Origin of the sequence: Pseudomonas sp. KCJK9000 (genome assembly GCF_046230725.1) — a bacterium.
Classification (GTDB): Bacteria; Pseudomonadota; Gammaproteobacteria; order Pseudomonadales; family Pseudomonadaceae; genus Aquipseudomonas; species Aquipseudomonas promysalinigenes.
The window spans coordinates 44142-68497 of record NZ_JBJJLN010000013.1; the positions used below are offsets into that span (position 1 = coordinate 44142).

Genomic DNA, 24356 nt, shown 5'->3' on the forward strand with positions numbered 1-24356 from the left:
GCTCGGTCTCACAGGCGCCAAACTTCTCAAGGCATGCACCTACAGCCGCGTAGCCCCCGAAAAAGCCCTGCCCGGCGGCACCTGCACCTGGGCGATGGCCACATTCAAGGCCAGCTCGAAGCGGCTGCCCACGCCCCGCGTCGATTCATGGGACAGCTTGGCGCCCAGCAACTCGGTCAACTGCCGACAGATCGACAAGCCAATCCCCAGGCCGCCGTAACGCCGGGTCATGGAGCCATCAACCTGGTAGAAACGCTGGTAGAGAATGGCTTGGTCCAGGTCGTCGAAACCAATTCCGCTGTCGCTGACCGCGAAGGTCAGTACCAGGCTGTCCGGGCCAAGGCGACGGCCGCGGACCTGCACCATCACGCCCCCCTGATGGGTGAATTTCAGACCGTTGTCCACCAGACAACCCAGGCAGCGGGCTATTTTCTGGGCATCGCCGAGGAGCTCGTCCGGCAGATCGGCAGGAATATCCAGGCTCAGATACAAGCCCTTGCCCAAGGCCGTACCGGCATAGCCAGCGCGCAGCTCATGCAGCGTATGCCGCAGGCTGAACGGCTGGGTTTGCGGGCGCATGCGGCCAGCCTGTAGCTCGCTCAAGGTGAGAATGTCATCGACCATGTCCATCATGTCCTGGGCAGAACCGACCGCCGTACGCTGGTACTGAGCCATCTCGGCACTCATCGGCAATGTCTGCATCAGCTCCAGCGAGCCAATTACCCCATTCATCGGTGTGCGCAGTTCATGGGTGATGGTGGCGAGGAACTCGTCCTTGATGTGGTTGCTTCTTGCCAGTTGCTGGTTCAAGTGCTCCAGGGCCTGGCCGGCGTCACGCAAGTTCTGCGCCTGCTGCTCACGCATGCTGTTGATACGGTCGGCCAGGGCCAGCGACAGCAGTGCCACTTCCAGCGCTGAACCCAACTGGCTGGCGTACATGGTAATGAACAGGTTTGGCAGATATCCCAGCACCATGAGGGTGTTGACTAGCCCACCGATCAGAAACGCCGTCCAGGCGATGATGAACCAGCGTGCAACGCGCATGCCGCGAAGCCAAGCGTATAAACCGGCAGCGAAGATACTCACGGTGAACAGCAGCGCCAGCACCGTGGCCATACGCAGGGCGATGCCATACGGCATGCTCACCGACAGCACCATCACCAGCACACCACCGAGCATCAACACTTGCAGCCACCGGTCCAGGCTGCGGCTGACCTTGCCCAGCTGCAGGAAGTGACGCGCGAACTGGCAACCGAACAGCCCCGCAGCACCAATGAACAAGGGTGTTGCGGCATTCGCCCACCAAGGGCTGCCTGGCCACAGATAGGCAACCCCTGCACCGTTGACCGACACTTGATACAAGCCGAACGCGGCAATGTAGAGGATGTAATACAGGTAACTGACGTCGCGCACGCTGAGGTAGATGAACAGGTTATACACCGCCATCACCAGCAGCACGCCGTAGATCATGCCAAGCACATAGAACCGCGTCGGCTGGTCTTCCATATAGGCTTCGGCGGACCATAATGTCAGGGGTACCTGTACCGAGCCCTGGCTATGCACACGCAAGTAGGCTGTGGTCGACTGCCCTGGCTGCAGTGGCAGCTCGAACAGGTAGTTGTTCTGGCGTATCTGCCGGCTGGCGTAGGGTAAGCCATCGCCCGTGTGCTGGGCCAGGCGGAACTGGCCATCGCTGTCAGGCAGATACAGCTCGATGTGGTCCATGGGGGGATAGGCCAGCTCCAGCAGCCATTGCCGCGGCTGGGCAGTGGCAGAGGCCAGGTAATGCAGGTCGACCTTGAGCCAGAACACTGAAGTCGAATAGCCGGCGTTCAGCACGTCCTGGTGGTGGGTGCGAAAACGGCTGGCGAACAGGGGGGCGCTGACCTGGGCGATGCTGGCGCTGCCATCAGGGTCTTCGTAGACCTGCATGACCTTGCCCAACGGGAGGTAACGAGTCGCCTCGTCGAATTCGACGCCTGCGGCCAGAGCGGGCAACAAGCCCAGCAGCATAATCAGCAAATAGCGCATACAGCCCCAGCTTCGCCTGCACGGTCGCGTCGCGGTGGCCTCCGATCCCTTTGAGACGACGAAATCCGGCAGAGCCCGTTTATCGAATTATTCGAGCACTCTAGCATAGCTTTCAACCCAGGCAACCGACCGTACCAATTTTCACTAAAAAGGCTCTAAATCAATACTTTGAGGGGCATTCGACGAGAGAATTTGACTGCACGGTCAGCAAATCTGACTGGGCGGGCGATTCGCACAAATGGGTTTGGTGGTAAGCTCGCCGACCATGAATACCTACAGCTCCCGCCCCGTTGTCCTCTGTCTCTCCGGCCACGACCCAAGTGGCGGCGCCGGCTTGCAGGCAGATATCGAAGCCCTGATCGCTCAAGGCTGTCACGCAGCACCTACCGTGACCGCCCTGACCGTGCAGGATACCGTCAACGTTTCCGACTTCCGTGTGCTCGACCGTGAATGGGTGCTGGCCCAGGCCAACGCCGTCCTGGCCGACTCCACGGTGGCCGCCGTCAAGCTGGGTATGCTCGGCTCGATCGGCATGGTCGACACCGTCGCCGAACTGCTCAGTGCTCACCCGCACCTGCCGATGGTCTGTGACCCGGTGCTGCGTGCCGGTGGTGGTGGCCGTCTGGGTAAGGACGAAGTCGGCTATGCCCTGCGCGAGCGTTTGCTGCCGCTTGCGACCATCGCCACGCCAAACCTGCCTGAAGCACGCATCCTGGCCGAACTGCCCGAGGGCACTGCCGACGAATGCGCCGAAAAGCTGTTGCCGTTTTGCAAGCACCTGCTGATCACCGGCGGCCACGGCGACGAAGACGAAATCCATAACCGCCTGTACAGCCGCGACGGCCAAAGCCACACCTGGACCTGCCAACGCTTGCCCGGCAGCTACCATGGCTCTGGCTGCACCCTGGCCAGCGCCCTGGCCGGTCGCCTTGCCCTTGGCGAGCACCTGCAAAGCGCGGTGAAAAGCGCGCTGGATTACACCTGGCGCACCCTGCGCGACGCCGAGCAATTGGGCAGGGGCCAGTACGTACCGCGCCGCCTGCCCCTGGATTTCTGCAGCTGAGAAGAGGCTAACAATGAAACTACGCGGCCTGTACGCCATCACCGACAGCCAGCTGCTCGCCGGCCGTTTCCTGTCTCATGTCGAAGCCGCGCTGGAAGGCGGCGTGTGCCTGCTGCAGTACCGCGACAAGAGTGACGACGCCGCGCGCCGCTTGCGCGAGGCCGAGGCACTGATGAAACTGTGCGAGCGCTACGGCACTGGGCTTGTAATCAACGACGATGCCGAACTGGCCGCGCGCCTGGGCGTCGGTGTGCACCTGGGCCAGACCGACGGCCCACTGACCCCGGCCCGTGCCTTGCTGGGGCGCCAGGCCATCATCGGGTCCACCTGCCACGCCAGCCTCGAGCTGGCCGCACAAGCGGCCCAGGAAGGTGCCAGCTATGTCGCCTTCGGCCGTTTCTTCAATTCCGTCACCAAGCCCGGCGCGCCGGCTGCCAACCTTGAACTGCTGGAGCAGGCCCGCGCCCAGGTGAAACTGCCGATCGCCGTGATCGGTGGCGTCACCCTCGACAATGCCGCCCCGCTGATCGCCCACGGTGCCGATCTGCTGGCGGTGATCCACGGCCTGTTCGGCGCCGACAGCGCGCAGGAAGTCACCCGCCGCGCCCGCGCCTTCAACGCCCTGTTCGCTTCCTGATTTCGAGAGAAGACCCCTATGTCCCGTTCCGAAGCCCTGTTCGCCCAAGCCCAGAAGCACATCCCTGGCGGCGTAAACTCGCCAGTCCGCGCCTTCAAGAGCGTCGGAGGCACCCCACTGTTCTTCAAGCACGCTGAGGGCGCTTATGTCGTCGATGAAGATGACAAGCGCTATGTCGACTACGTCGGCTCCTGGGGCCCGATGATCCTTGGCCACGGCCACCCAGACGTGCTCGACGCAGTGCGCCGCCAGCTCGAACACGGCCTGTCCTACGGGGCGCCGACCGCGATGGAAACCGAGATGGCCGACCTGGTCTGCTCGCTGGTGCCGTCGATGGAAATGGTGCGCATGGTCAGCTCCGGCACCGAGGCGACCATGAGCGCCATACGCCTGGCCCGTGGCTACACCGGCCGTGACGCCATCATCAAGTTCGAAGGCTGCTACCACGGCCACTCCGACAGCTTGCTGGTCAAGGCAGGTTCCGGCCTGCTGACCCAAGGCGTGCCAAGCTCGGCAGGCGTCCCAGCGGACTTCGCCAAGCACACCCTGACCCTGCCGTTCAACGACATTGCAGCCGTGGAAAAGACCCTGGCCGAAGTGGGCCAGACCGTCGCCTGCATCATCGTTGAACCGGTCGCCGGCAACATGAACTGCGTACCACCAGCACCTGGCTTCCTCGAAGGGCTGCGCGAGCAGTGCGACAAGCACGGCGTGGTGCTGATCTTCGACGAAGTGATGACCGGTTTTCGCGTTTCGCTGGGCGGCGCCCAAGGTCACTACGGGATCAAGCCGGACCTGTCGACCTTCGGCAAGATCGTCGGCGGTGGCATGCCGGTGGGCTGCTTCGGTGGCAAACGCGAGATCATGGGCTGCATCGCGCCGCTGGGGCCGGTCTACCAAGCCGGTACGCTGTCGGGTAACCCCCTGGCCATGGCTGCCGGCCTGATAACCTTGAAACTGATCAGCCGCCCCGGCTTCCACGACGAACTCAGCGCATTCACCAGCCGCATGCTCGACGGCCTGCAACAACGCGCCGACGCTGCTGGCGTACCGTTCGTGACCACCCAGGCAGGCGCCATGTTCGGCCTGTACTTCAGTGGCGCCGACGACATCGTCACCTTCGACGATGTGATGGCCAGCGACGCCGAACGGTTCAAGCGCTTCTTCCACCTGATGCTCGACGGCGGCGTGTACCTGGCGCCGAGCGCGTTCGAAGCAGGCTTCACCTCGATCGTTCATGGGGAAAAAGAGCTGCAAATTACCCTGGACGCTGCTGAAAAAGCCTTTGCCGCGCTGAAGTAAAGGTTGGCCTGCAGGGGCCTCTTCGCCGGTGTTCCCGCTCCTACAGTAATGCGTTTACTGATGGGAGTGGACTGGCTGGTCAAGAGGCCCATGCACGGAATAAATGCGCTGTCGAATCAGCAAAGCTTTATCAATAGAGAAATTCGCGTAAAACTTTGTACGGTTGGCGCTGCTTATCCCATAATGTGCCACCAGAGACATTGGCCGCAGCTTTGCAGAGGTAAGTCGATCCCCATGAACCGCACCGGCCGCGCCCTGACCCTGGGCTGCCTGTTGCTTCTTCAGCCCCTGCTGGCCTTGGCGGAGGGCGGTAACTCGTTGCTGATTCCGGCAACGGGGCGCTGCACGCTCAATGTTCAGCCAGAAGACCTGCAGAACGCGCTCAAAACCTGCGAGCAGGCAGCGGCGACCGGGGACGCCCAGGCGCAGTTCGAGCTTGGCGAGTATTACTACACGCTAACGCCCCAAAACCTCAAAAAGGCCCTGGACTGGTACCAAAAGGCATCTTTGCAAGGCCATGCCCAAGCGCAGTACCGCCTTGGCGCCATGTTCTTCCATGGCGAAGGGGTCAAGGCCAACAATGTGCAAGCTTACATCCTGCTGAAAATGGCTGCGGTCAACGGCGCAGAAGACGCCCTGGACATGGCCGACGAAGTGACCGAGCAGATGCCGCGCGACGAGCTGGAGCACGCTACCCAGGTACTTGGGCAGATCTTCCGCAAATACCTGTTGGAACTGCAGAACGCCGAAGGGCGCACACCGTTCTCGCCACTTCCCTGAGGCTCAGCGCTCCGGCATGGGCATCGGGAACGGCATGACGTTGCCGCCGGCCTTGGCTTCGCTGATCTTGGCAGTGCCAAGCCGCTCCACTTCGTCGATACGCACGATCGAGTGCATGGGCACGAAGCTGCGGATCACTCCTTCGAACTGGTTCTTGAGCTTCTCTTCGCTGGGGTCGACCACCACTTGGGTGCGCTCGCCGAACACGAACTCCTCGATTTCTAGAAAGCCCCACAGGTCGCTCTGATAGATCTGTTTGGCATACATTTCGAAGACCTGCCCCTGATTGAGGAAGATCACTTTATAGATGGCAGGTTCACGTTTGCTCATGATCGGCGCGATAGCACATGCGTAAGAAAAGGCGCGCATCATAGCAGAGCAGCCTCCGGCAAACGCAGCCTGGCGGCCCATACCTACCCTTGATCGTTTCAGTGCTTTCGCCACTGCCGCTCAAGGGTTATTCTTGAGTTCAATTCCATCGCCGACGAGCGGCTAAAAACGACCTTGAACGCACCCATACAACCTCATCGTTTCATCCTCGAACCTTTCGAGGCCCACCGTTTCGCCAATTTGTGCGGCCAGTTCGACGAGCACCTGCGCCTGATCGAACAACGCCTGGCTATCGAAATCCGCAACCGCGGCAACCAATTCGAGCTGATCGGCGAACCCAAGACCACCTCCGCTGCCGAGCAACTGCTGCGCCGTCTCTACCGTGAGGCCAAGGCCACCGAGTTGTCGCCGGAAACCGTGCACCTGTACCTGCAGGAGTCGACGGTCGAGAACATCGACAACCCGGCGGTGAATGAAGTGAGCGTTTCGTTGCGCACGCGCAAGGGCAACATCCGCCCGCGCGGCGTCAACCAGCAGCGTTACGTCAAGGAAATCCTGGGCAACGACATCAACTTCGGCATTGGCCCTGCGGGTACCGGCAAGACGTATCTCGCCGTGGCCTGCGCCGTCGATGCCCTGGAACGCGAGCAGGTGCGCCGCATCCTGCTGGTGCGCCCAGCTGTTGAAGCGGGTGAAAAGCTCGGCTTCCTGCCCGGCGACCTGGCTCAGAAGATCGACCCGTATCTGCGCCCGCTGTACGACGCGCTGTACGAGATGCTCGGCTTCGAGCACGTGGCCAAGCTGATCGAGCGCCAGGTGATCGAGATCGCCCCGCTGGCCTACATGCGCGGCCGCACACTGAACAACAGCTTCATCATCCTTGACGAGAGCCAGAACACCACCCTCGAGCAGATGAAGATGTTCCTCACCCGCATCGGCTTCGGCTCCACGGCGGTGATCACCGGTGACATCACCCAGGTCGACCTGCCGCGTGGCACCAAGTCGGGCCTGGCCCATGTGATCGAGGTGCTCAAGGACGTGCCGGGCATCAGCTTCACCCACTTCCAACCCAAGGATGTGGTTCGTCACCCACTGGTACAGCGTATCGTCGAAGCCTATGACCGCTTCGATGCCCGTCAGGCCAAGCCCGAGGCGCCCGGCAAAGATGCTTGAGCTCGATTTGCAAAGGGCTACGGACGCTGCCGCCCCGGATGACGCTGCTTTCCGCCGCTGGTGCGAGCTGGCCTTGCGCCAGCGCAGCGCCGATTCCGAGATGACCATTCGTCTGGTCGACGAAGCCGAAGGCCGCGAACTAAATCACACCTATCGGCACAAAGATTACGCGACCAACGTCCTGTCGTTCCCGGCGGACGTACCCGACGATCTGCTGGATATCCCACTGTTGGGTGATCTGGTGATTTGCGTGCCAGTGGTCGAGCGCGAGGCTGCCGAACAGGGCAAAGCCTTGCAAGCCCACTGGGCACACCTGGTAATTCACGGCTGCCTGCACCTACTCGGCTACGACCACATCGAGGACGATGAGGCCGAGGAAATGGAAGCGCTGGAACGGGAATTGCTGGCAGAACTGGGTCACCCCGACCCCTATGCCGACGATGAAAACGAACCTCTCACACACTGATACACCAAGGATCACGAGAAACGCCATGAGCGAAGATCGATCGAGCAACGGGCAAAAGTCCTGGCTGGGTAAACTGACCCAGGCTTTTGCCCATGAGCCGAAAAACCGCCAGGAGCTCCTTGAGCTGCTGCGCGAAGCCCATCAGAACAAGCTGCTCGACAGCGAAGCGCTGACCATCGTCGAGGGTGCCATCCAGGTTGCAGACCTGCAGGTTCGCGACATCATGGTTCCGCGTTCGCAAATGATCAGCATCAAGGCGACCCAATCGCCGCGCGAATTCCTGCCGGCGGTCATCGACGCCGCCCACTCGCGCTACCCGGTGATCGGCGAAAGCCATGACGATGTGCTCGGGATCCTGCTGGCCAAGGACCTGCTGCCGCTGATCCTCAAGGAGAACGGCGACAGCTTCAACATCAAGGACTTGCTGCGCCCGGCCACCTTCGTGCCGGAGTCCAAACGCCTGAACGTGCTGCTGCGCGAATTTCGCGCCAACCACAACCACATGGCCATCGTCATCGACGAATACGGCGGCGTGGCCGGGCTGGTGACCATCGAGGACGTGCTGGAGCAGATCGTCGGCGATATCGAAGACGAGCATGACGTCGAAGAAGACAGCTACATCAAGCCGCTGCCAAGTGGCGACTTCCTGGTCAAGGCGTTGACCCCGATCGACAACTTCAATGAGTTCTTCGATAGCGGGTTCTCCGATGACGAGTTCGACACCGTTGGCGGCTTGGTGATGAGCGCCTTCGGCCACCTGCCCAAGCGTAACGAAACCACCGAGATTGGCGCCTACAAGTTCCGTATTCTCAATGCCGACAGCCGGCGGATACACTTGCTGCGACTGACCCCGATCACCCGTTAAGGACTCACATGCGTTGGATCACCCGCCCCGGCTGGCCCGGTAACCTGCTGGCCTTGGCGGCCGGCGCATCGACGCTCCTGGCCCTGGCACCGTTCGATATCTGGCCGGTGGCTTTGTTGTCCATTGCCCTGCTGTACCTGGGCCTACGAGAACTCAACCCACGCCAGGCCATGTGGCGCGGGTGGTGGTTCGGTTTCGGCCTGTATGGTGCCGGCACCTGGTGGATCTATGTCAGCATGAACACCTACGGCGGCGCTTCGCCTTTGTTGGCGATCGCACTGCTGTTGGCATTCTTCGCCGCCCTCGCCTGGTTCTTCGCCTTGCCCACTTGGTTATGGGCGCGCTGGTTGCGACGCAACGAGGCGCCGCTGGCAGATGCCTTGTGCTTTGCCGCGCTGTGGCTGTTGCAGGAGGCGTTCCGGGGCTGGTTCCTCACCGGTTTCCCCTGGCTCTACGCCGGCTACAGCCAGCTCGATGGCCCCCTTGCCGGCCTGGCACCGTTGGGCGGGGTGTGGCTGGTGTCCTTCACCTTGGCATTGACCGCTGCGCTGCTGTGCAACCTGCACCGTCTGCGCCAACGCCCGTCGTTCCTGGCTGTGGGTGTGGTGCTGCTGTTAGCGCCTTGGGTGATCGGCATGGCCCTTAAGGGCCACGCCTGGACCACGCCTGCGGGCGACCCCTTGAAGGTCGCGGCCCTGCAGGGCAATGTCGAGCAGGATCTGAAATGGGACCCAGCCCACATCGATGCGCAACTGGCGCTGTACCGCGACATGAGCTTCAGGTCAAAGCCGGTCGACCTGCTGGTGTGGCCGGAAACCGCCGTGCCGGTACTCAAGGACCAGGCCCAGGGCTATATCGACGTGATGGGGCGTTTTGCCGCCGACCGGCATTCGGCGCTGATCACCGGCGTGCCCGTACGTGAGATCGTGCATCGCCAGCGCCGCTTCTACAACGGCGTAACGGTGACCGGCGAAGGCGACGGCACCTACCTCAAGCAAAAGCTGGTGCCTTTCGGCGAGTATGTACCGCTGCAGGACATGCTGCGCGGCGCGATCGAGTTCTTCAACCTGCCGATGTCCGACTTTGCCCGTGGCCCTGAAGACCAGCCCTTGCTGCAAGCCAAGGGTTACCAGGTTGCACCATTCATCTGCTACGAAGTGGTCTACCCAGAATTCGCAGCGAGCCTGGCGGCGCGCAGCGATCTGCTGCTGACCATCAGCAACGATACCTGGTTCGGCACTTCGATCGGCCCGCTGCAACACTTGCAGATGGCACAGATGCGCGCACTGGAGGCTGGCCGTTGGATGATCCGAGCCACCAACAACGGCGTAACCGCGCTGATCGACCCGTTTGGCAAGATCACCGCGCAAGTGCCGCAGTTCCAGCGGGCGGTGTTGTATGGAGACGTGGTGCCGATGCAGCAACTGACGCCCTACCTGCAATGGCGCTCCTGGCCGCTGGCGATCCTGTGCGGACTCTTGCTGGGCTGGGCGCTGCTGGCAGGCCGTATCGCCAAGACCGTCTGAATGGGCCGCGCCGGAATCTTCGCGGCTGCAGCCGCTCCCACAGGTGGAGTTCATCACGCGTGATGGGCGGACCACAGTGGGAGCGGGGTTGCCTGCGAAAAGGCCGCGCAGGTTTCAATAGAACAACCGATACCCCACCAACCCTGCCGCTTCGTTGAGCAACTGCCCGCTCTGCCACATAGCCCGGCTTTCTGGCAGCAACCCGGCAAACGGCCGGGCATGATCGCGCCCCAGGAACCCGACCGGCGCCGGGACCACCTCGAAGCCGGCACGCTCGAAGCACCAGCGCGAGCGCTGCATGTGCCAGGCCTGGGTCACCACCACCACACGACGGATGCCGAGCGGTTGCAACAGCTTTGCGCTGAACTGGGCATTCTCCCACGTGGTACGGCTGGCCTGCTCCTGCCACTTCACCGGCACCGCGAAATCCTCACGCAGCCGATCAGCCATCAGCCGCGCTTCACTGGGCGGCGTGCCGTAGTGCAGGCCGCCGCTGGTCAATACCGGTAAGCCCGAGGCCTTCGCCAGTTGCGCCGCAAAACGTATGCGCTCGAACGCCGTGGCAGTGGGCTGGTCACCCCCACCCCAGGCAGGGTCGCCACGTTCGCGCCCAGCACCGAGCACCACGATGGCGTCAGCCTTGCTCGCCAGCCCGGCCCAGTCTGCGGTAGCTAACGGCGGTTCGCTTTCCAACAGGCGGGCAGCCTGCTGCACCACCAGCGGCAAACTCATCAGCCACAGCCCGCCCAAGCCTGCGGCAAAGCACAGTGCCGCCAGACGAGGCCGTCGCCTGCGCAACCACCAGGCAGCGAGCAGCAGTACGAACAGCACGCCAGGCGGCATAAGCCATTGCTTGATGAAAAACCGAATTGGCATCGACACACCTCCGTGGAAGGCGTGCAGCCTATAAAGGAACGGCGCCGGTCAACAAGCCTGAACCGGCGCCGATTCGAGAAGTGTGTTGTAAACGCGCCGCGCCATGTCTGCGCCTGGCGCCAGAACCACTAGCGATTGAGCAGCGTCCTGGTGCGTGCCGTACTAGGCGGGCGTCTCTTGTCCTTGAGCCAGATAATCTTTGCCGTTGTCGGTTCCGCTTGCGGGAATGTACCGGCGCAGGCATTGCGGCGTTCCGGGAGGCGTTCCAGGTAGGCCTTGATCACTTCGAACTCTGCATGGCTCAGGCCACGCAACTCCAGCTCGGCTGGCATCTCGTCGCGCAATCGCACCGATGTTCTGGCGGTTTCCAATGCCAGGCCAAGGCGGTCGATCAGGCGTTCGTAAAGCTCCGGTTTGACTGCGGGTAGCTGCGTCTCTCCCATCCGTTCACCTCATTGAAGATAAATAACATCTCCCCCCACACCTGAGCTTAGCGTTGCTGCGAAAAGCAGCTGGATGCCGCGACCAGCGGGCATTCGCAATCAAGGTTTCCCACGATGCGCGGCGCTGCTGTATGCTACGGCGTTCACTCTATTACGACACCGGAGTGCCGGACGCAGCGAGGTTCCGCTGCCTGGAACAAGGTCTCTTCCCTCTCAGCAAAAAGTAGCCATGCACGAACAATACACGCCCCGTGATATCGAAGCCGCCGCCCAGAACTTCTGGGACGAGCAACAATCGTTCGCTGTTACCGAACAGCCTGGCAAGGACACCTACTACTGCCTGTCGATGTTCCCGTACCCGAGCGGCAAGCTACACATGGGCCACGTGCGCAACTACACCATCGGTGACGTGATTGCCCGCTACCAGCGCATGCTGGGCAAGAACGTCCTGCAACCGATGGGCTGGGACGCTTTTGGCATGCCGGCAGAAAACGCGGCAATGAAGAACAATGTCGCCCCGGCCAAGTGGACGTACGAAAACATCGAGTACATGAAGACCCAGCTCAAGAGCCTGGGCCTGGCCATCGATTGGGCGCGTGAAGTCACCACCTGCAAGCCGGACTACTACCGCTGGGAGCAGTGGCTGTTCACCCGCCTGTTCGAAAAAGGCATCATCTATCGCAAGAACGGGACCGTGAACTGGGACCCCGCCGACCAGACCGTACTGGCCAACGAGCAGGTCATCGATGGCCGCGGCTGGCGCTCGGGCGCGCTGATCGAAAAGCGCGAAATCCCGATGTATTACTTCCGCATCACCGACTACGCCGACGAGCTGCTGGAAAGCCTCGACGAATTGCCGGGCTGGCCTGAGCAGGTCAAGACCATGCAGCGCAACTGGATCGGCAAGTCGCGCGGCATGGAAGTGCAGTTCCCGTACGACCAGGCCAGCATTGGCCACGAAGGCACCCTGAAGGTGTTCACCACCCGGCCTGACACCCTGATGGGTGCAACCTACGTCGCCGTGGCTGCCGAGCACCCACTGGCCACTCAGGCCGCCCAGGGCAACCCGGCGCTGCAGGCATTCATCGACGAATGCAAGAGCGGCAGCGTGGCCGAGGCCGACATGGCCACCCAGGAGAAGAAGGGCATGCCCACTTCCCTGTTCGTCCAGCATCCACTCACTGGCCAGAAGCTGCCGGTGTGGGTCGCCAACTATGTGCTGATGCACTACGGCGACGGCGCGGTGATGGCTGTGCCAGCCCACGATGAGCGCGACTTCGAGTTCGCTCGCAAGTACGACCTGCCGGTCAAGGCCGTAGTGCGCACCAGTGCGGGCGATGAAGTGGGCCAGGAGTGGCAGGCCGCCTATGGCGAGCATGGCCAACTGATCAATTCCGCCGAATTCGACGGCCTGGACTTCGCCGGCGCCTTCGACGCCATCGAAGCCGCGCTTATCCGCAAGGACCTGGGCAAGTCGCGCACCCAGTTCCGCCTGCGTGACTGGGGCATCAGCCGCCAGCGTTACTGGGGCTGCCCGATTCCGATCATCCACTGCCCGTCGTGCGGTGATGTGCCAGTGCCGCAAGAGCAACTGCCGGTCACCCTGCCGGAAAACGTGGTGCCGGACGGCGCTGGTTCGCCACTGGCGCGCATGCCTGAATTCTACGAGTGCACCTGCCCGAAATGCGGCGCTGCGGCCAAACGCGAAACCGACACCATGGACACCTTCGTGGAATCGTCCTGGTACTTCGCCCGCTACGCGTCGCCTAACTACGAAGGTGGCATGGTCGACCCGAAAGCGGCCAACCACTGGTTGCCGGTCGATCAGTACATCGGTGGTATCGAGCATGCGATCCTGCACCTGCTGTACGCGCGCTTCTTCCACAAGCTGATGCGCGACGAAGGCCTGGTCACTTCCAACGAGCCGTTCAAGAACCTGCTGACCCAAGGCATGGTAGTGGCCGAGACCTACTACCGTGTGGCTGCCAACGGCGGCAAGGACTGGTTCAACCCGGCCGACGTCGAGATCGAGCGCGATGCCAAGGCCAAGATCATCGGCGCACGCCTGAAGACCGACGGCCTGCCGGTGGAAATCGGTGGCACCGAGAAGATGTCCAAGTCCAAGAACAACGGCGTCGACCCCCAGTCGATGATCGACCAGTACGGCGCCGACACCTGCCGCCTGTTCATGATGTTCGCCTCGCCGCCTGACGCAAGCCTGGAGTGGTCCGACTCCGGCGTTGAAGGCGCAAGCCGCTTCCTGCGCCGCGTATGGCGCCTGGCCCAGGCACACGTGGCCCAAGGCCTGCCGGGCAAGCTGGATGTCGCTGCCCTGGACGATGCGCAGAAGGTCATCCGCCGCGCCATCCACGCGGCGATCAAGCAGGCCAGCACCGACGTGGGTCAGTTCCACAAGTTCAACACCGCCATCGCCCAGGTGATGACCGTGATGAACGTGCTGGAAAAGGCTCCGCAGGCCACCGAACAAGACCGTGCCTTGCTGCAAGAAGGCCTGGAAGCAGTAACCCTGCTGCTGGCACCGATCACCCCGCACATCTCCCATGAGCTGTGGAAGCAACTGGGCCACGATCAGGCTGTGATCGACGCCAACTGGCCTGCGGTGGACGAAAGCGCCCTGGTTCAGGACAGCATCACCCTGGTGGTGCAGGTCAACGGCAAGCTGCGCGGCCAGGTAGAGATGCCTGCCGCCGCAAGCCGCGAAGAAGTCGAAGCCGCTGCCCGCAGCAATGAAAATGTCCTGCGCTTCATCGATGGCCTGACCATCCGCAAGGTCATCGTGGTACCGGGCAAACTGGTCAACATCGTAGCCAACTGATGGCAACGCTCACCCGTACCACGTGCGGGTGAGCGGTATCGGCCCACAAGGGAGCAACAACATGATCAAACGCAATCTGCTGGTAATGGGCCTGGCCGTGCTGCTCAGCGCCTGCGGTTTCCAGCTGCGCGGCACCGGCACCAACGAGCTGAGTGTCAAGGAAATGGACGTGAGCGCACGTAACGCCTACGGCCCGACGCTGGTGCAACTGCGCGAAGTACTCCAGCGCAGCGGCGTCAATGTGCATACCGGCGCGCCTTATCGCCTGGTGCTGACCAACGAACAGGAAAACTCGCGCTCGGCAAGCTACGCCGGCGGCAACGCCACGGCCGAGTACGAGCTCACCACCACCCTCAACTACAGCATCCAGGGCCTGAACAACCTCGAATTGCTGAGCGACAAGGTGGAAGTGCGCAAGACCTATGTTCGTGACGGTGGCAACATTACCGGCTCCGATCAGGAAGCCCAGCGTGCACGCGAAGAAATGCGCCGCAATCTGGTGCAAGCGATGGTCTCGCGTCTGCAGATGCTGACGCCTTCGCAGCTCGACGAACTGCAGGCCAAGGCCGATGCCCGTGCCAAGGCTGAGGCCGAGGCGCTCGAAGCAGCACGCCGGCAGCAGGCGGAAACGCCGCAGCAGTCGCCGATGGAAATCCCGGGCAAATAAGCCCGCGCGGGGCGCTTCGGCGCCCCTCCTGCTCCCATGAAGCTCTCCCCCGCCCAACTCGGCAAACACTTGCAAGGTAGCCTGGCCCCGGTTTACGTGGTCAGTGGCGATGACCCGCTGCTGTGCCAGGAGGCTGCCGACGCCATCCGTACCGCCGCGCGCGCGCAAGGTTTTGACGAGCGCCAGGTGTTCAGCGCCGACGCCAACTTCGACTGGGGCACTCTGTTACAAGCAGGGGCCAGCTTGTCGCTGTTCGCCCAACGCCGCCTGCTGGAGCTGCGCCTGCCCTCGGGCAAGCCAGGTGACAAAGGGGCTGCGGCGCTGATCGAGTACTGCGCCAAACCGGCCGAGGATACGTTGCTGCTGGTCAGCCTGCCCAAGCTCGATGGCAGTGCGCAAAAGACCAAGTGGGGCAAGGCGCTGATCGAAGGTGCCCACTGTCAGTTCATCCAGATCTGGCCGGTGGATGCCCAGCAGTTGCCGCAATGGATCAACCAACGCCTGGCGCAGGCCGGGCTGTCGGCCCAGCGCGATGCCGTCGACCTGATCGCCGCGCGGGTCGAAGGCAACTTGCTGGCAGCCGCTCAGGAAATCGAAAAGCTCAAACTGCTGGTAGACGGCAACCAAGTCACCGTCGAGACGGTGCAGGCTGCGGTCGCCGACAGCGCGCGCTTCGACGTTTTCGGGCTGGTTGATGCCATTCTCAATGGCGAAGCCGCTCACGCCCTGCGCATGCTCGAAGGCTTGCGTGGCGAGGGTGTCGAGCCACCGGTGATTCTCTGGGCACTGGCCCGTGAGCTGCGCCTTCTGGCGGGGCTGGCGCAACAATTCAGCCAAGGCGTGCCACTGGACAAAGCCTTCAGCCAGGCGCGCCCGCCTGTGTGGGACAAGCGCCGCCCGCTGGTCAGCAAAGCCCTGCAGCGGCTCTCGGCGCAGCGCTGGGCGCAATTACTGCAGGATGCCCAGCACATCGATGCACAAATCAAAGGCCAAGCCGAAGGCTCGCCTTGGACAACGCTGTCACGCCTGACGCTATTAATGGCCGGGCAGCGCTTGGTACTCCCTGCGCAATAACAGGGCTGCGTTGTGGGCGGGACCACGTACAAATATGGACGACCCCGTGCCATCCATCGCTGGGTTAGCTCATATACACAATCAATTGGCCCCGCCCCCCTCTGCGGCCTAAAGTTCGCCCCGCAAAGCTACCAACCGGGACCTCGATCATGAGCAAAAAACCCAAAAAACATGGCCCCAACAAAGCCAAGTCGATTATCGCCCAACCGCTGTTTCGCTGCCGCCAGGAGCGACCGGACAAGGGCAAAGGCAGCTACCGCCGCGAAGCCTTCCAATCGAGAGATTGGGAGGCTTCTTACTTTTTGGCCGCATGAAAGCATCCAGCGCGCAGGCATGATATGGTCGGCACCTGACCTGCAATTCTGGATCTGTGCATGCTCTTGAGTCCTCTGCCCCGTTGGAAATCCCGCCAGTTACTCGCGGCCTCCAGCTTCATCCTGCTCGTCGCCTGCGCGGAAAAACCCACCGCCGCAGACGCCCTGCCGCTGGCCCCCGCTCAGCCAGCGCCGGTAGTCACCCTGCCCAGCGCCACGCCTGACATCAGCACCGAAGTCCAGCCGCTGCAAACCTTTGCCCAGTGGCAGGCCAACTTCCGCCAGCAGGCACTGCAGGCCGGGATCGCGCCAAGCACCTTCGACCGAGCGTTTCTCGGCATCACCCCCGATATGGACGTGATCAAGGCCGACCGCAGCCAGCCCGAATTCACCCGCCCGGTCTGGGAATACCTGGAAGGCGCACTGTCCCCGCTGCGCGTGCGCAACGGTAAGAGGCTGCTGGAACAAAATGCCGAATTGCTGGGCCGTATCGAGCAACGTTATGGCGTAGATCGCCAGGTGCTGGTCGCTGTATGGGGCATGGAAAGCAACTTCGGCCAGTTCCAGGGCAATAAGTCGGTGATCCGCTCACTGGCGACCCTGGCCTACGAAGGCCGCCGCCCACAGTTCGCTCAGGATCAACTGATCGCCGCTCTGCAGATCATCCAACACGGCGATATCCAGCCTGAGACCATGCGTGGCTCGTGGGCTGGCGCCATGGGCCAGACCCAGTTCATTCCCACCACCTATAACACCCATGCAGTGGATTTCGACGGCGATGGCCGCCGGGATATCTGGAACAGCACACCAGACGCCCTGGCCTCGACGGCGCATTACCTGCAGAGCTCTGGCTGGAAGCAGGGCCAGCCGTGGGGCTTCGAAGTGCAGGTTCCGGCAGGGTTCGACTTCTGGCAGGCAGACGGCGCCCTGCGCAAGCCCGTATACGAATGGTTGCAGATGGGTGTCAGGCTGCCGGCCGGGACTCAGCTGCCAGCGGGTAGCAACCAGTTGTCGGCGGCTTTACTGCTGCCAGCCGGCGCTCGTGGGCCAGCGTTTTTGGTGCTGGACAACTTCCGCGCCATTCTCAAGTACAACAATTCGTCGGCCTACGCCCTGGCCGTCAGCCTGTTGGGTGATCGTTTCTCGGGCTGGGGCTTCATCAGCGGGAGCTGGCCGAAGGAAGATTTGCCATTGAGCCGCAGCGAGCGGATGGAGTTGCAGAATCTGCTCAACGCCAGCGGGCACGAAGCCGGCAATCCGGATGGCATCATCGGAGCCAATACCCGCAAAGCAATCCGTAATGCCCAGCAGCAACTGGGGTGGCCTGCCGATGGCTACCCAACTCATAAACTGCTCGATAGCTTGCGCCAACGCTGATGCATCGGGGGCCGCACTGCGGCCCCGCCCTCTCAAGCCTGGAACAGATCCTGCTCCAGCACCAAGCTCTGCTGCTGGCTGTCCAGCCTCACCTGCGCCCCCAGCGGCAAACAGACATTCGGGTCGCAATGCCCGCTGCGCCACCCTGCCAATACTGGCACGCCCAGCGGCCCGAACGTCTGCTCGAGCAACGGCGTCAACGCGGCAACGGTTATCCCGGCAAAATCCCCCACCAACACGCCCTTGATGCCTGCCAGCTTACCGGCAAGGCGCAGCTGGGTGAGCAGCCTGTCCACCCGGTACAGCGGCTCGTTGACATCTTCGATGAACAAAATGCAGCCTTGGGTTTCGATTTCGGCCGTTGTGCCCAGCGTCGCACCTAGCATCGACAGATTCCCACCCAGCAATCGCCCACTGGCAACGCCAGGGGTCACGCTATGCAAGGCGATCTCGGCTGGATGAACGATCGCATCGCCCTTGCCCAGCAAACCACCCAATTGCGCCAATAGCGACGACTCGGTCGGCTGCAGCTTGGCGCCCAACAGGTCGGCATTGAGCATCGCGCCGTGGAAGGTGAGCAGCCCTGTGTGCCGATAGATGGCCGTGTGCAGTGCGGTGATGTCGCTGTAGCCCACCAGAGGTTTAGGGTTGCGGCCAATCAGCTGGAAATCCAGCCGGTCGAGCAGCCGCATGCTGCCATACCCGCCACGCATGCACAGGATGGCGTGGATATCCGGGTCGGCAAAAGCCTCATGCAAATCGGCCAGGCGCTGCTCATCGCTACCTGCCAGGTAACCCGCGGCCTGCATAGCCCCTGGGTAGATCCGGCAACGCAGGCCCCGCTCGGCAAACCACTGGGTAGCCTTTTGCGTATCCAGGCGAGCCGGCCCGGCGGGCGCAACGATGGCGAAACAGGCGTCGGCACCCAGCGCTTTGGGCAAACGAGATTCGGGGGATTCAGCGCGATGCATCGCAGCTCCTTAGGCAAAAACAAAAATGCCGATGCCGCCTTTCAGCGAACATCGGCATGTTCAGCACAGGCTCGGATCAGAGCTTGATCTTGGCTTCGTGCGCCTGCTGGTCGGCATGGTACGACGAACGCACCAACGGGCCGGACGCTACGTTCTTGAAGCCCATCTTGTAGCCTTCTTCGGCGAACCAGGCAAAGGTGTCCGGGTGAACGAAACGCTGTACTGGCAAGTGGCTGCGCGAAGGCTGCAGGTACTGGCCGAGGGTCAGCATGTCGATGTCATGCTCACGCATACGGTGCATCACCTCGATCACTTCCTCGTCGGTTTCGCCCAAACCAAGCATCAGGCCCGATTTGGTCGGCACGTGCGGCACCATCTGCTTGAATTTCTGCAGCAGGTCCAAGGACCAGTCGTAGTCCGAACCAGGGCGTGCAGCTTTGTAAAGGCGCGGCACTGTTTCCAGGTTGTGGTTGAACACATCTGGCGGTGTTTGCGCGGTGATTTCCAGGGCGACGTCCATGCGGCCACGGTAGTCCGGCACCAGGGTTTCCAGCTGTACGCCCGGCGACAAGGCGCGGATCTCGCGAATGCAGTCGGCAAAGTGCTGCGCACCACCGTCACGCAGGTCGTCGCGGTCAACCGAAGTGATCACCACATATTTGAGGCGCAGATCGGCGATGGCTACGGCCAGGTTCTTTGGCTCGTCCAGGTCCAGCGGCTTCGGCCGGCCGTGGCCGACGTCACAGAACGGGCAACGACGGGTGCAGATATCACCCATGATCATGAAGGTCGCAGTACCACCGGAGAAGCACTCGCCCAAGTTCGGGCAGGACGCCTCTTCGCACACACTGTGCAGCTTGTGCTTGCGCAGCAGTTGCTTGATACGGTCGACCTCTGGCGAAACCGGGATGCGCACGCGGATCCAGTCAGGCTTTTTCGGCAGCTCGTCGGTGGGAATGATCTTCACCGGGATGCGCGCGACTTTCTCAGCACCACGCAGCTTAACTCCAGCTTCCACTTTCTTCGGCGCTGGGCGCGCGGTGGCATCCTGGGTGGGGGTCAGGTTAGGCACGGCTTCTTGCACAGTTGTCATATTCAGTCGATTCCGCCCGTCAGGGTCGTCTGCTCAGCGTAGTCGAGGTGCTTGACCAGCTGTCCGCGCAGCCTTGTCCTGACCTCGTCGAGTTCGATCGGGCCTGCCAGGTCGCGCAGCTGGGTCATTGCCAGCCCCGCATACCCGCAGGGGTTGATTCGGCGGAATGGCGCAAGGTCCATGTCCACGTTCAGGGCAAGGCCGTGAAACGAACGGCCATTGCGGATTCGCAGGCCGAGGGAGGCGATTTTCGCTCCGTCGACATAGACACCTGGCGCATCGGGCTTGGCCATGGCGCTGACGCCGTAGCTGGCCAGCAGGTCGATCAGGGTCTGCTCGATACGGCTGACCAGGTCGCGCACGCCAAAACCCAGGCGACGCACGTCCAGCAGCAGGTAAGCCACGAGCTGCCCGGGGCCGTGATAGGTCACCTGGCCGCCGCGGTCAGTTTGCACCACCGGAATATCGCCCGGCACCAGCAGGTGCTCGGCCTTGCCGGCCTGCCCCTGGGTGAAGACTGCGGGATGCTCGACCAGCCAGATTTCGTCCTGGCTGTGCGGGCCGCGCTGCTCGGTGAAGCGGCGCATAGCCTCCAGTACCGGTTCATACGGTTGCAGGCCAAGCTCGCGCACCCCGAGGCAAAGCGGCATCAGAGCACCATTTTCACGATGCCGGTGGCACGCAGGGCACTGTTGATGTCATGCAGCTGGTTTTCGCTTTCAGCGACGATGTGCAGCTGCACGGTGGTGTACTTACCTTCCTTGCTCTGGCGTTCGGCCAAAGTGGAAAGGTCGACCTTGGCATGCTTGCTCAGGATCTCGATCACCGTGTCCCGGAAGCCGACAACGGTGTCGCCGATGACCTTGATCGGGTAATCGGCGCAGGGGAATTCGATTTTGTGCGACTTGACGTCAGGTTCGCTCATGGCGGAAACGGCCTCGTAAGCCGTGGCAACAACAACGCCCCCGCAGATGCGCGGGGGCTTGCAGGTCACGTATCAGTTGAACAACCCGTAGAAGAATAGACGGATGCTATCCCACATACGGCGGAAGAAACCACCTTCCTCGACGCCATCGAGGGCGATCAGGTCGGCGCTGTGAACCACGTTCTCGTCCAGTTTGACTTCCACTTTACCGATCACGTCACCTTTGGCGATCGGTGCGGTGAGCTGCGGGTTCATGGTCATCGAAGCCTGCAGGCGCTTGAGCTGCCCTTTAGGCATGGTCATGGTCAGGTCTTCGGCCAGGCCGGCTTTGACTTCGCTGGTGGCGCCCTTCCACACCGGTGCTTTGGTCAGCTCGGTGCCCTTCTGGTAGAAGGTCTGGGTTTCGAAGAAGCGGAAGCCGTAAGTCAGCAGCTTCTGGGTTTCGGCGGCGCGGGCTTGTTCGCTGTTGGTGCCGAACACCACGGCGATCAGACGCTGACCGTCACGCACGGCCGATGCCACCATGCAGTAGCCGGCTTCTTCGGTGTGGCCGGTTTTCAGACCATCGACGGTCTTGTCACGCCACAGCAGCAGGTTGCGGTTAGGCTGCTTGATGTTGTTCCAGAAGAACTCTTTCTGCGAGTAGATCGCGTAGTGAGCCGGGTCGATGTTGATGATCGCGCGGGCCAACACGGCCATGTCGTGCGCCGAGGAGTAGTGCTCCGGGTTCGGCAGGCCGGTGGGGTTCATGAAGTGGCTGTTGGACATGCCCAGTTCGGCAGCGGTCTTGTTCATCATGTCGGCGAAAGCGTCTTCGCTGCCAGCGATGTGCTCGGACAAAGCGACCGAGGCATCGTTGCCGGACTGGATGATGATGCCGTGCAGCAGGTCGCTGACGGTGACCTGGCTGCCGACCTTGATGAACATACGCGAACCACCGGTGCGCCAGGCGTTCTCGCTGACGGTGACCGGGTCGTTTTCGCCGATCTGGCCACGACGGATATCGACGGTGGCGATGTAGGCGGTCATCAGTTTGGTCAGGCTGGCCGGTGGCAGGCGCTCGTCACCGTTGTTCTCGACCAGCACGTTGCCGCTGGACGCGTCCATGAGTACGTAGGACTTGGCAGCCAACTGCGGTGGGGCAGGCATCATCTGCTCTGCTGCGAAGGCAGCAGGCGTGAGCATCAGCAGTACGGGCAGGCAAAGTCGTTTGGCAAGGTTGGTGATGTTCATCCGTCTCTCGTAAATCGCTAATGGTCTGATGTTCCCTGGGCCACATCGTGTGCCCAGCGCCAGTCAGTCTAGTTTTGATGGCCATCGGGCCGGCCCACAAAGTGCGGCTTTATGCCGCTGCGGGCAAAAGCCGACATTGTACATGCCCAGGCCCGGCAATTCATGACAAAACCGACAGTTTGGTGTGATGCCAGCCAGTCAAGGTTTCAGACTCATTCAATGGCGCCGCCGAAGGCTGCAAAACAGCCCCGATCGGCTCAACTGACTGGCATTACACGTTGGCGTTTGTTTTCCGCGCAAGGTACATGCCCACTAGGATTTACACCCCAGCAGCCGCGCGACCCGCCCGGTCAGTCAGCTGTGACCAGCTTGGCCTGGCCAAGGTTCGCCATGCGAATGCTGTTCTGTGCCTGTTGGATCTCGCCCGGGCTGCTGAATGGCCCAAGGCGCACACGGTGCAGGGTTTGCTGATTACGCACGATAGAGCTGATGAACACCGGAGCACTGACCATGGTGCTCAGCTTGGAGCGCAACAGTTCGGCGGCATCGGGGTTGGCGAAGGCCCCTACCTGAAGGACGTTGCCGCTGCCCGCCGGGATGCTGTTACCGCCCACCTGCACAGGCACGACTGGCGCCGCGTGCTGCTGGGGTGGCGGGGTCCATTGCTCGACCCGGCCGGTGCTGGCGGCAATGGCCTGGGTTTGCGCGACCTGTGGCTCTTTGAGCATCAGCGGCGGCTGCTGCCCCTTCTGCGCCCACCACTGCTGCGGGTCGATACCCTCGACTCGCACATGGGCGGTGCCGATCTCGGCATAACCGAGTTTCTTCGCCGCGGCATAGGACAGGTCGATGATGCGATCCGAGTAGAACGGCCCACGGTCATTGACCCGCAGGATCACACTGCGGCCATTGGCCAGGTTGGTAACCCGCACATAGGCCGGCAAGGGCAGGGTCTTGTGCGCCGCACTCATGCCGTACAGGTCGTAGAGTTCGCCGTTGGCGGTGTTCTGGCCGTGGAACTTGGTGCCATACCAGGAAGCCGTACCTTCGGCGCGGTAGTTGCGCGCGTCCTGCATCGGGTAGTAGGTCTTGCCCAGTACCGTGTAGGGGTTGGCCTTGTAGGCCCCCGTGTGAACGGTTGGTGTGGCATCGGGGATCTTGTTGACATCCACATCCCACCAGGGTGCACCGTCTTTGTGGGCTCGGTTGATGTCCAGGCCAGGCTGGGCACGGACGACGTTGCCCTTGCTCTGGGAAGTCGGCCGGCTAGAGGAGCAACTGACCAGCAGCATGCCGACGGCCATGCAGGTCAGCAGCTTGAAGGTGTTGGCTGAGAAGATTGCGCGCATTACTTGACGCCCCGTACTTGGACCAGCTGTTGAGCTAGCTGATGCACCGCCATGGCATACATCACGCTGCGGTTGTAGCGAGTGATCGCGTAGAAGTTTTTCAGGCCCATCCAGTATTCAGGGCCGTTCTCGCCATCCAGGCGGAACGCGGTTACCGGCAGATCATCGCGCAACGCATCATGGCTCGACCAGCCCAAGGCCTGCAACTGCCCGACGGTTTTAACAGGTTCGATGCCGGTAGTCAGGCCAAGGTCTGCCTGCGAGCCACTGACCTGGGCACGGCTGACCACACCCTCGCCTGCCACCCAGCCATGGCGCTTGAAGTAGTTGGCTACGCTGCCGATGGCATCGTCGGGGTTGTTCCAGATATTGATGTGGCCATCGCCGTCGAAGTCCACAGCGTAGTTGCGAAAGCTGCTGGGCATGAACTGCGGCAGGCCCATGGCGCCGGCGTAGGAACCTTTGAGCGTCAGCGGGTCGAGTTGCTCGTCGCGAGCCAATAGCAGGTACTCGCGCAGTTCCTTGCGGAAGAATTTGGCACGGGGCGGGTAGTCGAAGCCCAGGGTCGACAGGGCATCGATCACGCGGAAGTTGCCGGTGTTGCGGCCGAAGAAGGTTTCGACACCAATGATGGCGACGATGTATTGCGCAGGTACGCCATATTCCTGCTCGGCGCGGGCAAGAACTGCCTCATGCTGGCGCCAGAAGTCGACACCGCGGGCGATGCGGGCGTCGGTGATGAACATGGGCCGGTAGTCCTTCCACGGCTTGACCCGCTCGGCAGGGCGGGAGATGGCATCGAGGATCGACTGCTTGCGCTGCACTTCCTTGAACACGCCCATCAATTGCTCGGGGGCAAAACCGTAGTCACGGCTCATCTGGCCCACGAACTCGGCCACCTGCGGCGAGTTGTCGTAGTCGCCGGCATGGGCCAGTTGTACAGCGCCGAACAGGCCCACCGCACCGAACCACGGCACACAACGGGCAGCCCAGTTACGCACTGTTTGCATCAAATTCTTCACCTT

The 24356-nt window shown here is 62.1% G+C and carries 24 protein-coding genes; 13 read left to right on the plus strand and 11 right to left on the minus strand.

Annotation, left to right across the window (positions count from 1 at the left end):
• Positions 1-39: 39 nt before the first annotated feature.
• Positions 40-2031 carry a sensor histidine kinase gene (locus ACK59H_RS08490; RefSeq protein WP_409264397.1) on the minus strand — a complete coding sequence of 664 codons (1992 nt, stop codon included), beginning with the start codon at positions 2029-2031 and terminating at the stop codon, positions 40-42.
• Positions 2032-2296: 265 nt separating this feature from the next.
• Here ACK59H_RS08490 and ACK59H_RS08495 point away from each other — a divergent pair, with 265 nt between their 5' ends.
• The 4 genes from ACK59H_RS08495 to ACK59H_RS08510 all read left to right on the plus strand — a co-directional run bounded on the left by ACK59H_RS08495 (position 2297) and on the right by ACK59H_RS08510 (position 5813).
• Complete coding sequence (locus tag ACK59H_RS08495) at positions 2297-3094, plus strand: hydroxymethylpyrimidine/phosphomethylpyrimidine kinase (RefSeq protein WP_060479240.1); 798 nt, start codon at positions 2297-2299, stop codon at positions 3092-3094.
• A 13-nt stretch (positions 3095-3107) separates the two neighbouring features.
• A complete protein-coding gene (gene thiE, locus ACK59H_RS08500) occupies positions 3108-3731 on the plus strand; it encodes a thiamine phosphate synthase (protein WP_060479196.1) in 624 nt (207 codons plus the stop codon).
• Between the two features lie 18 nt (positions 3732-3749).
• Positions 3750-5033, plus strand: a complete 1284-nt coding sequence (gene hemL, locus ACK59H_RS08505) for a glutamate-1-semialdehyde 2,1-aminomutase (protein WP_409264398.1) — start codon at positions 3750-3752, stop codon at positions 5031-5033.
• Between the two features lie 234 nt (positions 5034-5267).
• Positions 5268-5813, plus strand: a complete 546-nt coding sequence (locus ACK59H_RS08510; protein WP_060479198.1) for a tetratricopeptide repeat protein — start codon at positions 5268-5270, stop codon at positions 5811-5813.
• A gap of 3 nt (positions 5814-5816) precedes the next feature.
• On the opposite strand, the gene ACK59H_RS08515 is transcribed toward ACK59H_RS08510, so the two are convergent.
• Positions 5817-6143, minus strand: coding sequence for a DUF1820 family protein (locus tag ACK59H_RS08515; protein WP_060479241.1), 327 nt, complete (start codon positions 6141-6143; stop codon positions 5817-5819).
• A 174-nt stretch (positions 6144-6317) separates the two neighbouring features.
• Here ACK59H_RS08515 and ACK59H_RS08520 point away from each other — a divergent pair, with 174 nt between their 5' ends.
• The 4 genes from ACK59H_RS08520 to lnt are packed head-to-tail and all read left to right on the plus strand — an operon-like array spanning position 6318 to position 10173.
• The gene (locus tag ACK59H_RS08520) at positions 6318-7316 is read left to right on the plus strand and encodes a PhoH family protein (protein ID WP_060479199.1); all 999 of its coding nucleotides are present in this window, start codon (positions 6318-6320) and stop codon (positions 7314-7316) included.
• Positions 7309-7782: an rRNA maturation RNase YbeY gene (ybeY, locus tag ACK59H_RS08525; protein ID WP_060479200.1), complete on the plus strand. Its 474-nt coding sequence runs from the start codon at positions 7309-7311 to the stop codon at positions 7780-7782. Before ACK59H_RS08520 ends, ybeY begins: the two co-directional genes overlap by 8 nt.
• Positions 7783-7807: 25 nt before the next feature.
• Positions 7808-8647 carry an HlyC/CorC family transporter gene (locus ACK59H_RS08530; RefSeq protein WP_060479201.1) on the plus strand — a complete coding sequence of 280 codons (840 nt, stop codon included), beginning with the start codon at positions 7808-7810 and terminating at the stop codon, positions 8645-8647.
• Between the two features lie 8 nt (positions 8648-8655).
• Positions 8656-10173 (plus strand): apolipoprotein N-acyltransferase, encoded by a 1518-nt coding sequence (gene lnt, locus ACK59H_RS08535; RefSeq protein ID WP_060479202.1) that lies wholly within the window; start codon positions 8656-8658, stop codon positions 10171-10173.
• Positions 10174-10287: 114 nt separating this feature from the next.
• On the opposite strand, the gene ACK59H_RS08540 is transcribed toward lnt, so the two are convergent.
• Positions 10288-11049 (minus strand): YdcF family protein, encoded by a 762-nt coding sequence (locus ACK59H_RS08540; RefSeq protein ID WP_060479203.1) that lies wholly within the window; start codon positions 11047-11049, stop codon positions 10288-10290.
• Between the two features lie 128 nt (positions 11050-11177).
• Positions 11178-11492, minus strand: coding sequence for a hypothetical protein (locus ACK59H_RS08545; protein ID WP_060479204.1), 315 nt, complete (start codon positions 11490-11492; stop codon positions 11178-11180).
• 229 nt (positions 11493-11721) lie between these two features.
• Here ACK59H_RS08545 and leuS point away from each other — a divergent pair, with 229 nt between their 5' ends.
• The 5 genes from leuS to ACK59H_RS08570 all read left to right on the plus strand — a co-directional run bounded on the left by leuS (position 11722) and on the right by ACK59H_RS08570 (position 17760).
• The gene (gene leuS, locus ACK59H_RS08550; RefSeq protein ID WP_060479205.1) at positions 11722-14328 is read left to right on the plus strand and encodes a leucine--tRNA ligase; all 2607 of its coding nucleotides are present in this window, start codon (positions 11722-11724) and stop codon (positions 14326-14328) included.
• Between the two features lie 61 nt (positions 14329-14389).
• Positions 14390-14995: an LPS assembly lipoprotein LptE gene (gene lptE / locus ACK59H_RS08555; protein WP_060479206.1), complete on the plus strand. Its 606-nt coding sequence runs from the start codon at positions 14390-14392 to the stop codon at positions 14993-14995.
• A gap of 36 nt (positions 14996-15031) precedes the next feature.
• Positions 15032-16069 carry a DNA polymerase III subunit delta gene (gene holA / locus ACK59H_RS08560; protein WP_409264399.1) on the plus strand — a complete coding sequence of 346 codons (1038 nt, stop codon included), beginning with the start codon at positions 15032-15034 and terminating at the stop codon, positions 16067-16069.
• Positions 16070-16218: 149 nt separating this feature from the next.
• Positions 16219-16383, plus strand: coding sequence for an alternative ribosome rescue factor ArfA (gene arfA, locus ACK59H_RS08565; RefSeq protein ID WP_027917766.1), 165 nt, complete (start codon positions 16219-16221; stop codon positions 16381-16383).
• Between the two features lie 60 nt (positions 16384-16443).
• Positions 16444-17760 (plus strand): lytic murein transglycosylase, encoded by a 1317-nt coding sequence (locus ACK59H_RS08570; RefSeq protein ID WP_186478766.1) that lies wholly within the window; start codon positions 16444-16446, stop codon positions 17758-17760.
• A 32-nt stretch (positions 17761-17792) separates the two neighbouring features.
• On the opposite strand, the gene ACK59H_RS08575 is transcribed toward ACK59H_RS08570, so the two are convergent.
• The 7 genes from ACK59H_RS08575 to mltB all read right to left on the minus strand — a co-directional run bounded on the left by ACK59H_RS08575 (position 17793) and on the right by mltB (position 24353).
• On the minus strand, positions 17793-18731 hold the full coding sequence (locus ACK59H_RS08575) for an LD-carboxypeptidase (protein ID WP_397468804.1): 939 nt from the start codon (positions 18729-18731) through the stop codon (positions 17793-17795).
• 76 nt (positions 18732-18807) lie between these two features.
• On the minus strand, positions 18808-19824 hold the full coding sequence (gene lipA / locus ACK59H_RS08580) for a lipoyl synthase (RefSeq protein ID WP_060479209.1): 1017 nt from the start codon (positions 19822-19824) through the stop codon (positions 18808-18810).
• A 2-nt stretch (positions 19825-19826) separates the two neighbouring features.
• Positions 19827-20474, minus strand: a complete 648-nt coding sequence (gene lipB / locus ACK59H_RS08585) for a lipoyl(octanoyl) transferase LipB (RefSeq protein WP_060479210.1) — start codon at positions 20472-20474, stop codon at positions 19827-19829.
• On the minus strand, positions 20474-20749 hold the full coding sequence (locus tag ACK59H_RS08590; protein ID WP_060479211.1) for a DUF493 domain-containing protein: 276 nt from the start codon (positions 20747-20749) through the stop codon (positions 20474-20476). The genes lipB and ACK59H_RS08590 overlap by 1 nt, the downstream gene beginning before the upstream one ends.
• A gap of 72 nt (positions 20750-20821) precedes the next feature.
• Positions 20822-21982, minus strand: a complete 1161-nt coding sequence (locus ACK59H_RS08595) for a D-alanyl-D-alanine carboxypeptidase family protein (protein WP_060479212.1) — start codon at positions 21980-21982, stop codon at positions 20822-20824.
• A 350-nt stretch (positions 21983-22332) separates the two neighbouring features.
• Entirely contained in the window at positions 22333-23331 is a 999-nt protein-coding gene (locus ACK59H_RS08600; RefSeq protein WP_060479213.1) for a septal ring lytic transglycosylase RlpA family protein, read from the minus strand.
• Positions 23331-24353: a lytic murein transglycosylase B gene (mltB, locus tag ACK59H_RS08605; protein ID WP_409264400.1), complete on the minus strand. Its 1023-nt coding sequence runs from the start codon at positions 24351-24353 to the stop codon at positions 23331-23333. The genes ACK59H_RS08600 and mltB overlap by 1 nt, the downstream gene beginning before the upstream one ends.
• Between the last annotated feature and the right edge of the window lie 3 nt (positions 24354-24356).

Bases quoted from the DNA above. Each gene is read 5' to 3' on its own strand.
- lptE (WP_060479206.1), top strand. From the start codon at position 14,390: ATGATCAAACGCAATCTGCTGGTAATGGGCCTGGCCGTGCTGCTCAGC.
- ACK59H_RS08575 (WP_397468804.1), bottom strand. From the start codon at position 18,731: ATGCATCGCGCTGAATCCCCCGAATCTCGTTTGCCCAAAGCGCTGGGT.
- arfA (WP_027917766.1), top strand. From the start codon at position 16,219: ATGAGCAAAAAACCCAAAAAACATGGCCCCAACAAAGCCAAGTCGATT.
- ACK59H_RS08570 (WP_186478766.1), top strand. From the start codon at position 16,444: ATGCTCTTGAGTCCTCTGCCCCGTTGGAAATCCCGCCAGTTACTCGCG.
- lipB (WP_060479210.1), bottom strand. From the start codon at position 20,474: ATGCCGCTTTGCCTCGGGGTGCGCGAGCTTGGCCTGCAACCGTATGAA.
- ybeY (WP_060479200.1), top strand. From the start codon at position 7,309: ATGCTTGAGCTCGATTTGCAAAGGGCTACGGACGCTGCCGCCCCGGAT.
- ACK59H_RS08510 (WP_060479198.1), top strand. From the start codon at position 5,268: ATGAACCGCACCGGCCGCGCCCTGACCCTGGGCTGCCTGTTGCTTCTT.
- ACK59H_RS08530 (WP_060479201.1), top strand. From the start codon at position 7,808: ATGAGCGAAGATCGATCGAGCAACGGGCAAAAGTCCTGGCTGGGTAAA.
- ACK59H_RS08595 (WP_060479212.1), bottom strand. From the start codon at position 21,982: ATGAACATCACCAACCTTGCCAAACGACTTTGCCTGCCCGTACTGCTG.
- lipA (WP_060479209.1), bottom strand. From the start codon at position 19,824: ATGACAACTGTGCAAGAAGCCGTGCCTAACCTGACCCCCACCCAGGAT.
- hemL (WP_409264398.1), top strand. From the start codon at position 3,750: ATGTCCCGTTCCGAAGCCCTGTTCGCCCAAGCCCAGAAGCACATCCCT.
- ACK59H_RS08515 (WP_060479241.1), bottom strand. From the start codon at position 6,143: ATGAGCAAACGTGAACCTGCCATCTATAAAGTGATCTTCCTCAATCAG.
- lnt (WP_060479202.1), top strand. From the start codon at position 8,656: ATGCGTTGGATCACCCGCCCCGGCTGGCCCGGTAACCTGCTGGCCTTG.
- holA (WP_409264399.1), top strand. From the start codon at position 15,032: ATGAAGCTCTCCCCCGCCCAACTCGGCAAACACTTGCAAGGTAGCCTG.
- ACK59H_RS08600 (WP_060479213.1), bottom strand. From the start codon at position 23,331: ATGCGCGCAATCTTCTCAGCCAACACCTTCAAGCTGCTGACCTGCATG.
- ACK59H_RS08590 (WP_060479211.1), bottom strand. From the start codon at position 20,749: ATGAGCGAACCTGACGTCAAGTCGCACAAAATCGAATTCCCCTGCGCC.
- leuS (WP_060479205.1), top strand. From the start codon at position 11,722: ATGCACGAACAATACACGCCCCGTGATATCGAAGCCGCCGCCCAGAAC.
- ACK59H_RS08540 (WP_060479203.1), bottom strand. From the start codon at position 11,049: ATGCCAATTCGGTTTTTCATCAAGCAATGGCTTATGCCGCCTGGCGTG.
- thiE (WP_060479196.1), top strand. From the start codon at position 3,108: ATGAAACTACGCGGCCTGTACGCCATCACCGACAGCCAGCTGCTCGCC.
- ACK59H_RS08545 (WP_060479204.1), bottom strand. From the start codon at position 11,492: ATGGGAGAGACGCAGCTACCCGCAGTCAAACCGGAGCTTTACGAACGC.
- ACK59H_RS08490 (WP_409264397.1), bottom strand. From the start codon at position 2,031: ATGCGCTATTTGCTGATTATGCTGCTGGGCTTGTTGCCCGCTCTGGCC.
- ACK59H_RS08495 (WP_060479240.1), top strand. From the start codon at position 2,297: ATGAATACCTACAGCTCCCGCCCCGTTGTCCTCTGTCTCTCCGGCCAC.